The organism is Verminephrobacter eiseniae EF01-2 (assembly GCF_000015565.1).
Taxonomy (GTDB): domain Bacteria; phylum Pseudomonadota; class Gammaproteobacteria; order Burkholderiales; family Burkholderiaceae_C; genus Acidovorax; species Acidovorax eiseniae.
Genome location: NC_008786.1, coordinates 3,696,440 through 3,710,498 on the forward strand (window position 1 = coordinate 3,696,440; position 14,059 = coordinate 3,710,498).

Genomic DNA, 14,059 nt, shown 5'->3' on the forward strand with positions numbered 1-14,059 from the left:
CCGTTGCCCGGCGGGCCGTTCGTGCGCTGCGCGGATCAGCGGTTGTACGCCGTTTCGCCGTGCGTGGTGATGTCCAGCCCTTCGCGTTCGTCTTCTTCGGTCACGCGCAGGCCCATGACCAAGTCCACGATCTTGTAAGCCACCAAAGACACCACGCCCGACCACAGGACGGTCAGCAGCACGGCCTTGGCCTGCACCCAGACCTGGGCGCCGATGGAATAGTCGGCCGCAGTGACGACGGAGGCGGTCACCCAGTCGGCCACATAGCCCGGGCCACCGAGGCCGGGGGCATTGAACACGCCGGTCAGCAACGCGCCGACGATGCCGCCGATGCCGTGCACGCCGAACACGTCGAGCGCGTCGTCAGCCCCCAGCAGGCGCTTGAGGCCGTTGACGCCCCACAGGCAGGCAAAGCCCCCGACGATCCCGACCACCAGGGCACCGGCGATGCCCACGTTGCCGGCCGCCGGCGTGATGGCCACCAGGCCGGCCACGGCCCCCGATGCGGCACCCAGCATCGACGCCTTGCCGCGCATCAGCGCTTCGCCGGCGCACCAGGCCAGCACGGCCGCAGCGGTGGCCACCAGGGTGTTGATGAAGGCCAGCGCGGCAGAGCCGTTGGCCTCCAGCGCCGAGCCGGCGTTGAAGCCGAACCAGCCAATCCACAGCAGCGCGGCGCCGGTCATGGTCAGCGCCAGGTTGTGCGGCGCCATCGCTTCCTTGCCGTAGCCAATGCGCCGGCCGACCATGTAGGCGCCCACCAGGCCGGCCATGGCGGCGTTGATATGCACCACGGTGCCGCCGGCAAAGTCCAGCGCACCCCATTGCCAGATCTGGCCGGCCTTGGCGGTCATCGCGTCGGCCACTTCCTTGGCGGCGTAGGCGTCGGGGCCCATCCAGAACCAGACCATGTGGGCGATCGGCAGGTAGCTGAAGGTGAACCACAGCACCATGAACAGCATGACGGCACCGAACTTCATGCGCTCGGCAAAGGCGCCGACGATCAGCGCGCAGGTCAGGCCGGCGAACGTGGCCTGGAAGGCGGCGAACACCACCTCAGGAATCACCACCCCCTTGCTGAAGGTGGCGCCATTGGCGAATGTGCCGGTGTCGTTGTCCCAGATGCCCCGCATGAACAGCCGGTCCAGGCCGCCGATGAAAGGCCCGCCCTCGGTAAAAGCCAGGCTGTAGCCATAGATGAACCACAGCACCATGATCAGCGAGAACGTGACCATCACCTGCATCAGCACCGACAGCATGTTCTTGCTGCGCACCAGGCCCCCATAAAACAGTGCCAGGCCGGGCATCATCAGGACGACCAGCAAGGTGGCAGTCATCATCCAGGCGGTGTCGCCCTTGTTCGGGACCGGCGCAGGCGCTGCTGCGGCAGCGGCGGGCTGCTCTGCGGCCGCCGCCGGTGCGGGCGCTTCGGGCGCCGGCGTGGCCGCTGGTGCGGGCGCCGCAGCGTCGGCGGCGGCCGATGCCGGGTCGGTGGCTGGCGCCTGGGCCAGCGACAGCGGGGCCAGGGTCAGCAGACCCAGCCCGAGAATGAAGGAAGCAAGCAGTTTTTTCATCGCATTTCTCCGTACTTGCGGCCCCTTCACAGGGCCTCCTTGCCGGTCTCACCGGTGCGGATGCGCACCACCTGCTCCAGTTGGGTCACGAAAATCTTGCCGTCGCCGATCTTGCCGGTGCGGGCAGCGTTTTCCATGGCCTCGATCACGCGCTCGACCAGTTCGTCGGCGATGGCGGCCTCGATCTTGACCTTGGGCAGAAAGTCGACCACATACTCCGCGCCGCGGTACAGCTCGGTATGGCCTTTTTGGCGGCCAAAGCCCTTGACCTCGGTCACCGTGATGCCCTGCACGCCGATGTCCGAGAGTGCCTCGCGCACCTCGTCGAGCTTGAAGGGCTTGATGATGGCTGTCACCATTTTCATGAGGGGTTCCTCCGGCACGGGCGCCAACGGCGCCCACATTGAGATGGACGGGCGCCATTGGCACCCATCGGGATGGGCCCGGTGAAATTCACAGGGCCTTGCTGAGCGAGACGATCACGCGCGACTGGTTGGCGGAGCCATAAAACGCCTTCTTGTTCGCGCCCACCAGAGCCGCGCCCAACGCCAGGCCCGAGCCGAGGTCGTAGCTGCCGCCCAGGCTGTAGTCCACGTAATCGGGGGAACTGATGACACCGCCGAAACGGGTAAAGCCCAGGGCCGCTTTCAGCGTGATCCGGGGCGCGACTTCCTGTGCCAGCGCCAGGTTCAGGTAGCCGGTGTTGCGGCCTTTCAGGCCCGGGCCGGCGTAGTTGAAGTAATCCCGGGACAGGGTGTGCGAGTATTTCACGCTCACCGGCCCGAAACTGGCCGCGCCATAGGCTTCGGTGGTGTTGCCAAGGCTGTTGCCGGGGTAGATGTAAGTCATCAGGCCCGCATCCAGATCCACCTCGCCGACCTTGAATTTGTAGCCGCCGTACAGGTCGGTTTCGATGGCGTTGCCGGGCAACCAGTGCACGGTGGAGTTCCAGTTGCCCAGGTAAAAACCGGTCGTGCCGAAGGCATAGTCCAAGCCGCCCTGCAGCGCGGGTTTGACGGCCCGCGTCTTGGCCGTATCCTGGTCCTGGCCACGGCCCTTGTAATTGCTGGTCAATCCGATGTTGCCGCTGAGTTGGGCCTGGGCCAGCAAGGGCAGGGCGGCAAGCAGGGCCAAGGCCAGGGGCTTGAGGGTGGCAGGGAGCATGTTTCCTCCGGTGTGGCAAAGCAGGGGCAGGGACAGGCGTGCCAAGCACGGACCGTGCCACGGCTTTGCAAAAATCCCCGGTACGGTACAGTGGCGCTGGTGACGCTGCGCGCGCAACGCAAGGTTTTGGGCCTTGCCCTGCACTGGTGCAACACCGGGCAAGGCCGCACCCGGGCAGCGCACGACGCACCCATTCGGGGAGGATCCGCTTCATGAGTCTTGCTTTGGTGCAAAGCCGCGCCCTTTTGGGGTTGCAGGCGCCCTGTGTCACCGTCGAAGTGCACTTGGCCAACGGCTTGCCCAGCTTCACGCTGGTGGGGCTGGCCGAGGTCGAGGTCAAGGAAGCGCGCGAGCGGGTGCGCTCGGCGCTGCAGAACGCGGGGCTGGAGTTCCCGCACAACAAGCGCATCACCGTCAACCTCGCGCCGGCCGATCTGCCCAAGGACTCCGGGCGCTTCGATCTGCCGATTGCGCTGGGCATCCTGGCGGCCAGCGGCCAGATCGACGCCAGCCGTCTGGCCGGCCATGAGTTTGCCGGCGAGCTGTCGCTGACCGGCGAACTGCGCCCGGTGCGCGGCGCGCTGGCCACCAGCCTGGCGCTGCAGACGCAGCAGATCGACGTGCAACTGGTGCTGCCCCCCGGCAGCGCCGAAGAGGCCGCCCTGGTGCCCGGCGCACAGGTCGTGCGCGCGCGCCATCTGCTGGATGTGGTGCGGGCCTTTCTGCCGCCGGGCAGCATCGCCGGGGACGCCAAGGACAGCGCCAGCGACGGCTGGAGCCGGCTGCAACCCAGGCCGATGGCCGCCAGCACCAGCGGCCCCGACATGGCCGATGTGAAGGGCCAGGCCACGGCCAAGCGCGCGCTGGAGATTGCCGCCGCTGGCGGCCACAGCCTGCTGATGGTCGGCCCGCCCGGCGCGGGCAAGTCGATGCTGGCGCAGCGTTTTGCCGGACTGCTGCCGGCGATGACGGTGTCCGAGGCGCTGGAGAGCGCGGCGCTGGCCAGCCTGGCCGGGCGCTTTCGTGCCGAAGCCTGGGGGCAGCGGCCGACCATCGCGCCGCACCATAGCGCCAGCGCGGTGGCGCTGGTGGGCGGCGGCGCGCCGCCACGGCCGGGCGAGATCTCGCTGGCCCACCAGGGCGTGCTCTTTCTGGACGAGTTGCCCGAGTTTCCCCGGGCCGCGCTCGAAGCGCTGCGCCAGCCACTGGAGAGCGGCCACATCAGCATCGCGCGCGCGGCGCAGCGGGCCGACTTTCCGGCCAGGTTCCAACTGGTGGCGGCGATGAACCCCTGCCCCTGCGGCTTTGCCGGCGCCACACAGCGCGCCTGCCGCTGCACGCCGGACCAGATCAGCCGCTACCAGAGCAAGCTCAGCGGCCCGCTGCTCGACCGCATCGACCTGCATGTGGAAGTGCCCGCCCTGCCGGCCGAACAACTGCTGCAAGCCAGCGCCGGCGAGACGAGCGCCGCGATCCGCGAACGTGTCGCGCGCGCCCGCGCACTGGCATTGGCCCGGCAGGGCAAGAGCAACCAGGCGCTGCAAGGGCAGGAGATCGACACCCAACTGCACCTGAACGCCGGCGCCACCCAATTCCTGCACAGCGCCGCAACGCGGCTGGGCTGGTCGGCGCGCAGCACGCACCGCGCGCTGAAGGTGGCGCGCAGCATCGCCGACCTGGCCGGCTCGCCCGGCACCGAATTGGGCCATGTGGCCGAGGCCATGCAGTACCGGCGGGTGCTGCGGTGAACCGAAGGCCGCCGCGCAAGCGGTGTTCCTGCCCGCTGCGGCCAGCGCAGACCCCGGCGCTCCCGGCCTGCGCACCCAGGCCCGACCCGGGCCGCCTTGCGGTGAGGCGGGGTCGCTGAGGGCAACGGGATGATCCGTCGCATCCCCCCGTTGAACCCGCTGCGTGTCTTCGAGGTGGTGGCCCGAACGCACAATCTCACGGCCGCAGCCGCCGAGTTGAACGTCACACAGTCGGCGGTGAGCCGGCAGATCGCAACGCTGGAAACCTACCTGGGGATGGAGCTGCTGCGGCGCGAACGCCATGGCGTGAGTCTGACGCGCGCCGGGCACTCGTATGCGCAGCAACTGCTGCCGGCGTTCGAGCAGATCGCCAGCGCCACCCGGGCGCTGGTCAAAGGCTCCGGCGAGCGCGCACTGCGGGTGCGCACCTACACCACCTTTGCTGCCAAGTGGCTGATTCCCCGGCTCGGCGAGTTTCGCCGCCTGCATCCCGGCATCGAGGTCAATATCACCAACGCCGTGCCCGATGTCGACTTCGACCGCGACAAGGCGGATGTCGCCGTGCAGTTCGGCGCCGGCCGCTGGCCCCGGACGCAGGCGCTGTTTCTGTTTGGCGACGAAATCGAGCCGGTGTGCTCGCCCGCTTACCTGAAGCAATACGCGCCCAACGCCAAATTCCCGGTCTCGCTGCTGCGCCAGCAATTGCTGGTCTCCCACTACCGGCGCAGCGACTGGTCGGTGTGGCTGGCAGCGACGGGCCTGGCGCATGAGGCCAGGGATGCGCTGCAGATGACCTTCGGCAGTTCGGTGCTGACCTGGCAGGCCGCGATCGACGGGCTGGGCATGGCCATCGGACAAAACCGCCTGCTGGCCGTCGAGTTCGACAAGGGTCTGCTGGTGCGGCCCTTTGCGCAATTTGCCAAGCCGGTGCAACGCGATCAGGGCTACTACCTGGTGTGGCCGCTGCGCTCGCGCGAGTCGCGCAAGCGCGCGCTGTTTCGTGATTGGTTGCTGAGCGCCTGCGCGCAGTAAGTGTGCGCAGGCGGTCTGGGGCGCCCGCGCCGGGCGACGGATGCCGTGGACATGACATGCGTGGCCCGCGCCCGGTCAGGGCAGCCGCAGGCTGGGCATGGCCTCCAGTTGCCAGATGCGCGCGCGCAGCCGGGCCGCTGCCGCAGCGCCGAGCACCGGCTCGGTCAGCTCCAGAAACTTGGCGTTCAACGCGCCGTCGGACAGCGGCGCATCGGGATCGCCTTTGCGCGTGGCTTGCAGCCATTGCCCCTGGCGCGCGTCCCGCGCCACGATCCGCACGCGCGCTGCGCGCTGGCCCGGGAAGGCGGCGTCCAGTTGCGGGTCGATGCGCAATTCGATGCGCGCCATCAAGGCCCGGATGCGCGCATCGAGCAGGCGCTCCGGGCTGAACGCCGCCGGCCGCACGCTGCCGTACAGCAAGGCCGTGGCCACCGCAAACGGCACGCTGAAACGCGCCTCGGGCGCGGTCTTCGGATCGGGGTTGCCGGCCACATCCAGCGCCGCTGCGTAAGTGCCGATGTGAATGCGGTGGATGTCATCGGCGCTGATGCGCATCTGCGCCTGCAGAGCCTGCGCGCCGTCGATGGGCGCAAAGGCATGGCCGCAGCAGGCGTGGTTCTTGAACGTCATGTCGGTGATGTGGAATTCGCGGCCCAGCGTGGCCATGCTGGCGTGCCAGTCCGGGTCTTCGCTCACTGGAGTGCCTTCGCCTTCGGCTGCGGTATGAGCGCCTTCGGGTGGCCGGTCGGCGCACGGTTGCTTGGCAAAACGGCGGGCGGTTGACACAGGATGTCGCATGGCCCGGCCGAGACCGGCCGGGCCGTCGATCACGTCCGGCGCGCCGGTGAATCCGGCGGCAGCCGCAGCAGCGGCCAGCAGGCCGACCTGCGCCGCATGCCCGGCATGCAGCGGCTTGGACATCGAGTCGGTGCGGAAAGCCTGCTGCAAGCCTGAAGCCATGGTGGCGCAAGTGCACAGCGCGTGGGTGTAGCGGGCCGAGTCCAATTGCAGCAGCGTGGCAGCCGCAGCCGCAGCGCCAAAGCTGCCGACCGTGCCGGTGCTGTGCCAGAAGCGGTAATGCGCGCGCCCCAGGCTGCTGCCGATGCGGGTGGAGATTTCATAGCCGGCGACCACGGCCCGCAAGAAGGCCAGGCCCGAGGCGCCGATGGCCTGCGCCTGCGCCAGCGCAGCGGCGATGGTGGGCGCGCCAGGGTGGTAGATCGCGTGGCGGTAAATGTCGTCAACCTCCAGCGTGTGCGCAGCGGTGCCGTTGATCAGCGCAGCGGCGCGCGGCGTGGCGGCGCGGCCCAGCACCAGACGGCTTGCGCCACGGTCCAGATCATCGGCCAGCGCTCGTTCCAGTATCCGGGCCGGTGGCTCGGCGGCGCCGGCAATCGCGGCCGCGTGCCAGTCGAGCACCGCGCGTTTGGCGTGGTGGATCACAGCGGCAGGCAGCGCGACCGAGGTCAGCGCCGCGCCATAGGCCGACAGGGTCTGGGCAACGGTCATTTCGCGCTTCCTTGGGGTGGGTGCAGCAGCACGCATGTTCCGGGCATCCGTGCCGGGCGAGCGCTTCCGATCATGGTTTCAGGCATCACTTTTTCTCATGCCTTGCGGCCAAATCGGAACTGCTGGCCGGCCCATCCGGCAAGCACATTCATGTCCTTCATGTCCTTTGCTCCATGCCCGTGGCCAGCCCCAGCACCATGAACTTCGATCTCAGTGCAGAGCACCAGGCTTTTGCCGAGTCCGTGTCCCGGTTCGCCAAAGACCATCTCGCCCCCGCAGCCCTGGCGCGCGCGCACGCCGCGACCTACCCGTGGGAGACCGCCGCCTTGCTCGCCCGGCAGGGCTTGCTCGGCATCACCTTGCCCGAGGCCGACGGCGGCCAGGGCGGCAGCTTGATGCACGCCGTGCTGGCCATCGAACAGGTGGCGCTGGTCTGCCCCAGGAGCGCCGACATCGTGCAGGCCGGCAATTTTGGAGCGCTGCGGACTTTCGCCGAATACGCCAGCGCCGAGCAAAAGGCGCGCTTCCTGCCCGATCTGCTGGCCGGGCGCACGCTGATGGCGTTGGCCATGACCGAGCCGGACGCCGGCTCGGCCGCGACCGATCTCAAGACCAGTGCCCGCCCCGACGGTGGGCATTACGTGATCAACGGCGCCAAGCTGTTTTCCACCCACAGCCCGGAGGCCGCGCTGTTTCTGGTCTATCTGCGCTTCGGCCCGGGCGTCGCCGGCATCGGCTCGATCCTCGTCGAACGCGGGGCGCCGGGGTTCGGGATCGGACCGCCCTCGGGCTTCATGAACGGCGAGCAGTGGTCGCCGCTGTACTTTGACAACTGCCGGGTGCCCCGGGCCAACCTGCTGCTGGGCGCAGGCGGCTTCAAGCGCCAGATTGCCGGCTTCAACATCGAGCGGCTGGGCAATGCCGCGCGGGCGCTGGCGCTGGGGCGCCACGCATTCAACCTGGCGCGCGAGCATGCGCTGACCCGGCAGCAGTTCGGCCGCGAACTGTGCCAATTCCAGGGGCTGCAATGGAAGTTTGTCGACATGGCGATGAAGCTCGCGCAGGCCCAGTTGCTGCTCTACCGCGCAGCGCTGGAGGGCGAGCATGGCCTGCCCTCGGCACAGGGCAGCGCGATGGCCAAGCTCGCCTGCAACCTGGCGGGCTGGGAGGTGGCCAACGAGGCGATGCAGGTCATGGGCGGCACGGGCTTTTGCCAGGCGTCGCTGGTCGAGTACTGCGTGCGCCGCACGCGCGGCTGGATGATCGCCGGCGGCTCGATCGAGATGCTCAAGAACCGCATCGCCGAAGGGATTTTTGCCAGGGCTTTTCCGCAGCGCGCGGCCAGGCCATGAGGCCCCCTTTCGTGTGTTCGACCTTCCCAACGGAGACCCCACCATGCAGCGTCGTCATTTTTTGCTGGCTGCCATGGCGCCGCTGGCGTTCGGCAGCGCCGCCGCCCCGGCCTACCCGGGCCGGCCGGTGCGCATCATCGTTGGCTACTCGGCCGGCGGCCCCACGGACCAGGTGGCCCGCATGGTGGCGGCCAAGCTGCAGGAGCGGTTCGGCCAAGCCTTCATCGTTGAAAACCGCGCCGGCGTAGGCTCGAACATCGCTTCCGAAGCCGTGGCTGCGGCACCCGCCGATGGCCATACCCTGCTGCTGGCCGCAGCGCCGATCACGATGAACCGCTTCGTCTACCAGGGCCAGAAGTTCGACGCCGAAAAGAGCTTCGATCCAATCTCCAAGCTGTCTTCGGCACCGGGCGTTCTGGCCGTGCGCCCCGGTCTTGCCGTGAACACGGTGGCCGAGTTGATCGCGCTGGCCAAGTCATCGGGCGGCATCAGCTACGGCTCGACCGGCCTGGGCGGCTCCCAACACATGGCCGCCGAACTGCTGCAGCGCCTGACGGGCATGGCGCTCACGCATGTGCCCTACAAGGGAGCCAGCGGCGTGCTGTCGGACCTGATCGCCGGGCATATCGACATGGCGTTCATGACCGCCACCAGTGCCATGCCCAACCTGCAGGCCGGCAAGATCAAACCGCTGGCCATCGCCGGCCCCAGGCGCCTGAGCGGACTGCCCCAGGTGCCGACCTTCGCCGAGTCCGGCCTGCCGGACATGGTGTCCGATTCCTGGAATGGCCTGCTGGCACCGGCCGGAACGCCGGCGCGCATCATCAGCCAGTTGCACGAGGCGGCGGTAGCCGCCATCAACGCGCCCGATGTCAAAGACAAGCTGCAATCGCAGGGCGCGCTGGTCATTGGCAACAGCCCGCAAGAGTTCAGGGACGAAATCCGCCAGGAGGTCGCTGCCTGGGCCGCACAGTTCAAGCACCTCGGCAGGGCGCTGCAATGACCGGCCCCGGCCTCGCTGCGGGCGCTCTGGCGCAAGCGCTGCTCCAGCCCCGAAGCATCGCGCTGTACGGGGCCTCGGACGACCCCGGCAAGATCGCCGGGCGTCCGCTGCAGTTTCTGCAACGCTCGGGCTATGCTGGACGCATCTACCCGATCAACCCGGGACGCCCGCAGGTTCAGGGCCTCAAGGCCTGGCCGAGCCTGGATCGGTTGCCCGAGGTGCCAGAGCAGGTCTTTGTGCTGACGCCCACTGGGCAGGTGCTCGCTGCCGCCCATCGATGCGCTGCGCTGGGGGTGAAACTGATCACCATCCTGGCCAGCGGTTTTTCCGAATCCGGCCGGGAAGGGCTGCAGCGCGAAGCAGAGCTGCGCGATCTGGCGCGGGCCAGCGGCATGCGCATCCTTGGCCCGAGCAGCCTGGGGGTGGTCAATCCGCGTGTGGGACTGGTGCTGACCGCCAACGCCGTATTTGCCGAGCCCGAACTGCCCGTCGGCAAAGTCTTCGTCGCATCGCACAGTGGCAGCATGATCGGTGCGCTGGTCTCGCGCGGCAAGGCGCGCGCGGTGGGCTTTGCGGGGCTGGTGTCGGTGGGCAGCGAAGCCGACCTGAGCCTGGGAGAAATCTGCCAGGCCACGCTCGATGACCCGGGCATCGAGGGCTACCTGCTGTTCCTCGAAAGCCTGCGCCATGGCGCCGCGTTGCAGCGGTTCGCGCGCGCGGCTGCGGCCTGCGGGAAACCCGTCATTGCTTACAAACTGGGCCGCTCGGAGGCCGCTGCGCAGATGGCCGGCACCCACACCGGCGCTCTGGCCGGCGCGGACGACATCGCCGACGCATTCCTCAAGGACCTGGGCATCGCCCGCGTGCAGATGCTGGAGTCCCTGCTCGAAGCCTTGCCGCTCGCGCAGCGCCTGCCGTTGCCGTTATTGCGGCCCGACATGCCGCCGGCCCGCCGGGTGGGCGTGGTGAGCACCACGGGCGGCGGCGCCGCGATGGTGGTCGATCAACTGGGTGTGCGCGGCCTGCAGGTGCAGTGCCCTTCCGAGGCCACGCAAGAGCGCCTGAAGGCGGCCGGCATCCCCGGCAACGCCGGGCGCGTGCTCGACCTGACCTTGGCCGGCACCCGCTACGCCGTGATGAAGGCGGCGCTGCAGATCCTGCTCGACGCGCCCGAGTTCGACATGCTGATCGCCGTGCTCGGCTCCTCGGCGCGCTTGCAGCCGCAGTTGGCGCTCCAGCCGATCCTGGACAGCGCCAGCCATCGCAAGCCGCTGATGGCCATGCTGCTGCCCGATGCGCCGCAAGCGCTGGCGCAGCTAAGCCGGGCCGCCGTGCCCTGCTTTCGCACCCCGGAGGGCTGTGCCGACGTGCTGGCCGCAGTGCTGGCGCGGCGCTCGCCCGGGGCGCCGGCCTGCCCGGACCATGGCGGCGCCGGCGCCGCGTTCATCGACGAGGCGCAGTCCTATGCCGTGCTCGACGAACTGCAACTGCCCCATGCGCCCGTGCTCACCGCAGCGCTGGCCGGCCCGGTGCCCGGGGTGCTGCCGTTCCCGTTCCCGGTGGCGGTCAAGCTGTGTTCAGCGCAGATTCTTCACAAGACCGAAGTCGGTGGCGTGGTGCTGGGGGTGGATTCGGCCCAGGCGCTGTCGGAGGCTTTCGCCACCCTGCGCCAGCGGCTGACAGAGCGCTTGCCCGGCGTGCCGTGCGAGCAGGTGCTGCTGCAGCCCATGTGCCAGGGATTGATCGAGGTGCTGCTGGGCTATCGCGTCGATCCGGATGCCGGCCTCATCGTGCTGCTGGCGGCCGGGGGCATCTGGGCGGAACTGGTGCGCGAGCGCAGCATCCGCCTGGCACCCGTTGGCATCGGCAGCGCCTGGGAGATGATCGGCGAGGTCCGGGCGCTGCAGACCGTGGCCGGCCTGCGTGGGCAACCCAAGGGCGACCTGGCCGCATTGGCGCAGGCCATCTCGGACTTGTCGCAACTGGCGCTGCGCCCGGAACTGGGCGTGGTGCAGGCCGAGATGAACCCGATGCTGGTGCTCAGGGAGGGCCAAGGCGTGCTGGCGCTCGACGCTGTCGTCATGCGCAAGGACTGGGTTGGCCCATGAATAGTCGCGCTTTTCCTGGAAACGCGGCGCGACGGAACAGCCACTGAACCAGTTCGCGCTTCCTGGTTCCAGCTATCGGTGCGCGAAGCCTGGGGGTGCGTCAGATTTTTGGCTCGTAGGCGACGACGTCGATCTCGACCTTCGCATCGACCATCCGCTGCGCCTCGGTGGTCGAGCGCGCCGGCTCGTTCTCGCCGAAGTAGCTCATGTAGAGGCGGTTGAAGGCAGCAAAGTCGCGCGCGTCGTGCAGCCACACGGTGCTCTTGCACCTGTCGTCGAGCGGGGCGCCGGCCAGCGCGAGCACTTTCTTCAGGTTTTCCATCACCTGGCGCGTCTGCGCCTCGATACCGCCCACCACGATCGCGCCGTCGGCGTTGGCGGGCACCTGGCAAGCATCGATTCGATTTGAAAATATATTTCAACACTGTTCTCAAACAAGGGTTTACACGGATGATTCAGCGGGAATGCTGCGTCAAAGTCCGGGCAGAAAAGAAAATTTATTTCACGCACCCCGCTCGCCCTGATGAAGGAGTTCCCCATGCCCCATGCCGCCCACGCCGGTCTCGTCCAGCGCCTGTCCAAGCTGTCCAAGCGCAGCCTGCTGGGTGCCTGCCTGCTCGCGATGCTGTGCGCCGTGCTGCCGTATCGGCAAGCGCATGCCCAGGGGCCGCGCAACTTCGCGACGCTCGCGATGGTGGCCGAGCCGCAGACGCTCGACCCGATGGCATCGACCGCCGACCTGGTCGGAACCATCATGCAGCATGTGTACGAGACGCTCTACACCTTCGACGCCAAGTGGAACGTGGTGCCGATGCTGGCCGAGACGATGCCGAAGATCTCTGCGGACGGCAAGACCTACGCCATCACATTGCGCCGCGGCGTGATGCTGCACAACGGCCGCGAGCTCACCGCCGACGATGTGGTGGCGAGCCTGCAGCGCTGGATGGATCAGTCGCCGCGCGGCAAGGCCATGGGCAAGGAAATCGAGACGCTCGAGGCCGAGGGTCCGCTGGGCGTGAAAATCGTGCTGAAGGCGCCGTATGCGTCGCTGCTCTCGCAGCTTGCGCTCCAGAGCGGCATGGCCGCGATCATGGCCAAGGACTCCATCGCCTCGCCGCTGAAGGACTTCGTCGGCACCGGCCCCTACAAGTTCAAGGAGCGCCGGCCCGATCAGTTCGTGCTGCTCACCCGCTTCGACAAGTACGCGGCGCGCAAGGAACCCGCGAGCGGCTACGGCGGCAAGCGCGAAGCGGCCATCGAGGAACTGCGCTTCGTGCCCGTGCCCAACGCCGGCACGCGCGTCGAAGGCGCGCTCGCGGGCCAGTACGACTTTGCCGACCTGCTGCCGGTCGAAGCGCTGCCGCGCCTGGAGAAGTCGGGCGGCAAGACCGTGCCGATCATGACGCCGTCGTTCGGCTTCCCGTACCTCGTGCTCAACACCAAGGAAGGCGTGGCCGCGAGCCAGCCGGTGCGCCAGGCGATCCAGACCGCGCTCGGCGCAGGCGAGATGCTCGCCGCCGGCTTCGGCGACACGCGCTTCTTCGTGGCCGAGGCCAACCACTTCCCCAAGGGCTCGCCGTTCTATTCGACCGCCGGCGGCGACCAGTACAACCAGCGCAACGCCGCCAAGGCCAAGGAGTTGGCGGCCAAGGCCGGCTACAAGGGCGATCCGATCCGCGTGCTCACCAGCCGCCAGTACGACTTCCACTACAACATGTCGCTGCTGATGGCCGAGCAGTTCAAGCGCGCCGGCTTCAAGGTCGACCTGAACGTGGTCGACTGGGCCACGCTGGTGCAGCGCCGCAACGATGCGAAGCTCTGGGACATCTACGTCACCCACTCGGGCCAGTTCCCCGAGCCGATGCTCTCGCCGCCGCAGCTCGGTGACGGCGCGCCCGGCTGGTGGGACACGCCCGCCAAGAAGGCGGCGCTGCAGGCCTTCAATGTCGAGAGCGACCCGGCCAAGCGCGGCGCGCTGTGGGGCAAGGTGCAGCAGGTCGTCTACGACGAGGTGCCGTACATCAACGTGGGCAAGTTCAACGGCCTCTCGGCCAAAAGCCCGGCGCTGGACAACTACACGCCCGCGACCTGGCCGTTCTTTTGGAACGCGAAGATCAAGTAAGGCCGCAAGGAAGTCCGCCATGCCATCGCGGCGCCAACTTCTGCCAGCCAGCGCATTGGCCTCCGGTCTCGGAGCCCTGGGTCTCACGACCACCACCGCACAGGCCGCAACATCCGGCCCTGTCTACGCCTGCGTCGGCACCTACAGCGACGGCGGCAAGCCGTGGCGCGGCGGGCGCGGCCTCGGCGTGCACCAGTTCGTGCGGGACGGCGCGACCGGCGCGCTCAAGCCCATTCCCGGCGCGCCGCCCGCCGTGGCCAGCACGGGCAACGACGCCAAGCTGCGCAATCCCGCATCGCGCGCGCGCCACCCGAAGCTGCCGATGCTCTGTGCGGCCAACGGGTTCGAGGCGGGCCCGGTCTTTCGCGTGGACAAGGGCGGCATCCAGTTCAGCGGCCAGTACGTGGCCGTCGGCAGCGCCGCCGCCATCGAGTTCTCGTCGTGATG

11 protein-coding genes and 1 pseudogene are annotated in these 14,059 nt (G+C 68.5%); 7 read left to right on the forward strand and 5 right to left on the reverse strand.

What is annotated here, in order from left to right:
- Positions 1-35 precede the first annotated feature (35 nt).
- The 3 genes from VEIS_RS16100 to VEIS_RS16110 form a co-directional block, all read right to left on the reverse strand.
- Positions 36-1,574 carry an ammonium transporter gene (locus tag VEIS_RS16100; protein ID WP_011811035.1) on the reverse strand — a complete coding sequence of 513 codons (1,539 nt, stop codon included), beginning with the start codon at positions 1,572-1,574 and terminating at the stop codon, positions 36-38.
- Positions 1,575-1,600: 26 nt separating this feature from the next.
- Complete coding sequence (gene glnK / locus VEIS_RS16105) at positions 1,601-1,939, reverse strand: P-II family nitrogen regulator (RefSeq protein ID WP_011811036.1); 339 nt, start codon at positions 1,937-1,939, stop codon at positions 1,601-1,603.
- An 88-nt stretch (positions 1,940-2,027) separates the two neighbouring features.
- Positions 2,028-2,738: a TorF family putative porin gene (locus tag VEIS_RS16110; protein ID WP_011811037.1), complete on the reverse strand. Its 711-nt coding sequence runs from the start codon at positions 2,736-2,738 to the stop codon at positions 2,028-2,030.
- 212 nt (positions 2,739-2,950) lie between these two features.
- Between VEIS_RS16110 and VEIS_RS16115 the strand changes: the two genes are divergently transcribed.
- Together VEIS_RS16115 and VEIS_RS16120 are read left to right on the forward strand one after the other, a co-directional pair.
- Complete coding sequence (locus VEIS_RS16115; RefSeq protein ID WP_041950102.1) at positions 2,951-4,486, forward strand: YifB family Mg chelatase-like AAA ATPase; 1,536 nt, start codon at positions 2,951-2,953, stop codon at positions 4,484-4,486.
- A gap of 129 nt (positions 4,487-4,615) precedes the next feature.
- The gene (locus VEIS_RS16120; RefSeq protein WP_011811039.1) at positions 4,616-5,518 is read left to right on the forward strand and encodes a LysR substrate-binding domain-containing protein; all 903 of its coding nucleotides are present in this window, start codon (positions 4,616-4,618) and stop codon (positions 5,516-5,518) included.
- 75 nt (positions 5,519-5,593) lie between these two features.
- Here VEIS_RS16120 and VEIS_RS26590 read toward each other — a convergent pair whose 3' ends face one another.
- A complete protein-coding gene (locus VEIS_RS26590; RefSeq protein ID WP_011811040.1) occupies positions 5,594-7,027 on the reverse strand; it encodes an MmgE/PrpD family protein in 1,434 nt (477 codons plus the stop codon).
- A gap of 197 nt (positions 7,028-7,224) precedes the next feature.
- On the opposite strand from VEIS_RS26590, the gene VEIS_RS16130 reads away from it, so the two are divergent.
- The 3 genes from VEIS_RS16130 to VEIS_RS16140 are packed head-to-tail and all read left to right on the forward strand — an operon-like array spanning position 7,225 to position 11,490.
- Positions 7,225-8,379 carry an acyl-CoA dehydrogenase family protein gene (locus VEIS_RS16130; protein ID WP_041950932.1) on the forward strand — a complete coding sequence of 385 codons (1,155 nt, stop codon included), beginning with the start codon at positions 7,225-7,227 and terminating at the stop codon, positions 8,377-8,379.
- A 43-nt stretch (positions 8,380-8,422) separates the two neighbouring features.
- Entirely contained in the window at positions 8,423-9,382 is a 960-nt protein-coding gene (locus VEIS_RS16135; protein ID WP_011811042.1) for a Bug family tripartite tricarboxylate transporter substrate binding protein, read from the forward strand.
- The gene (locus VEIS_RS16140) at positions 9,379-11,490 is read left to right on the forward strand and encodes an acetate--CoA ligase family protein (RefSeq protein WP_011811043.1); all 2,112 of its coding nucleotides are present in this window, start codon (positions 9,379-9,381) and stop codon (positions 11,488-11,490) included. Before VEIS_RS16135 ends, VEIS_RS16140 begins: the two co-directional genes overlap by 4 nt.
- Before the next feature lie 100 nt (positions 11,491-11,590).
- Here VEIS_RS16140 and VEIS_RS16145 read toward each other — a convergent pair.
- Positions 11,591-11,878: pseudogene (locus VEIS_RS16145) on the reverse strand (RidA family protein); the annotation flags it as partial.
- A 150-nt stretch (positions 11,879-12,028) separates the two neighbouring features.
- Here VEIS_RS16145 and VEIS_RS16150 point away from each other — a divergent pair.
- Positions 12,029-13,612, forward strand: coding sequence for an ABC transporter substrate-binding protein (locus VEIS_RS16150; RefSeq protein WP_011811045.1), 1,584 nt, complete (start codon positions 12,029-12,031; stop codon positions 13,610-13,612).
- Positions 13,613-13,631: 19 nt separating this feature from the next.
- The gene (locus VEIS_RS16155; RefSeq protein ID WP_011811046.1) at positions 13,632-14,057 is read left to right on the forward strand and encodes a lactonase family protein; all 426 of its coding nucleotides are present in this window, start codon (positions 13,632-13,634) and stop codon (positions 14,055-14,057) included.
- Positions 14,058-14,059 lie beyond the last annotated feature (2 nt).

Excerpts from the sequence above, each read along its gene's own strand:
- VEIS_RS16100 (WP_011811035.1), bottom strand. The coding sequence starts at position 1,574 with ATGAAAAAACTGCTTGCTTCCTTCATTCTCGGGCTGGGTCTGCTGACC.
- glnK (WP_011811036.1), bottom strand. The coding sequence starts at position 1,939 with ATGAAAATGGTGACAGCCATCATCAAGCCCTTCAAGCTCGACGAGGTG.
- VEIS_RS16110 (WP_011811037.1), bottom strand. The coding sequence starts at position 2,738 with ATGCTCCCTGCCACCCTCAAGCCCCTGGCCTTGGCCCTGCTTGCCGCC.
- VEIS_RS16115 (WP_041950102.1), top strand. The coding sequence starts at position 2,951 with ATGAGTCTTGCTTTGGTGCAAAGCCGCGCCCTTTTGGGGTTGCAGGCG.
- VEIS_RS16120 (WP_011811039.1), top strand. The coding sequence starts at position 4,616 with ATGATCCGTCGCATCCCCCCGTTGAACCCGCTGCGTGTCTTCGAGGTG.
- VEIS_RS26590 (WP_011811040.1), bottom strand. The coding sequence starts at position 7,027 with ATGACCGTTGCCCAGACCCTGTCGGCCTATGGCGCGGCGCTGACCTCG.
- VEIS_RS16130 (WP_041950932.1), top strand. The coding sequence starts at position 7,225 with ATGAACTTCGATCTCAGTGCAGAGCACCAGGCTTTTGCCGAGTCCGTG.
- VEIS_RS16135 (WP_011811042.1), top strand. The coding sequence starts at position 8,423 with ATGCAGCGTCGTCATTTTTTGCTGGCTGCCATGGCGCCGCTGGCGTTC.
- VEIS_RS16140 (WP_011811043.1), top strand. The coding sequence starts at position 9,379 with ATGACCGGCCCCGGCCTCGCTGCGGGCGCTCTGGCGCAAGCGCTGCTC.
- VEIS_RS16150 (WP_011811045.1), top strand. The coding sequence starts at position 12,029 with ATGCCCCATGCCGCCCACGCCGGTCTCGTCCAGCGCCTGTCCAAGCTG.
- VEIS_RS16155 (WP_011811046.1), top strand. The coding sequence starts at position 13,632 with ATGCCATCGCGGCGCCAACTTCTGCCAGCCAGCGCATTGGCCTCCGGT.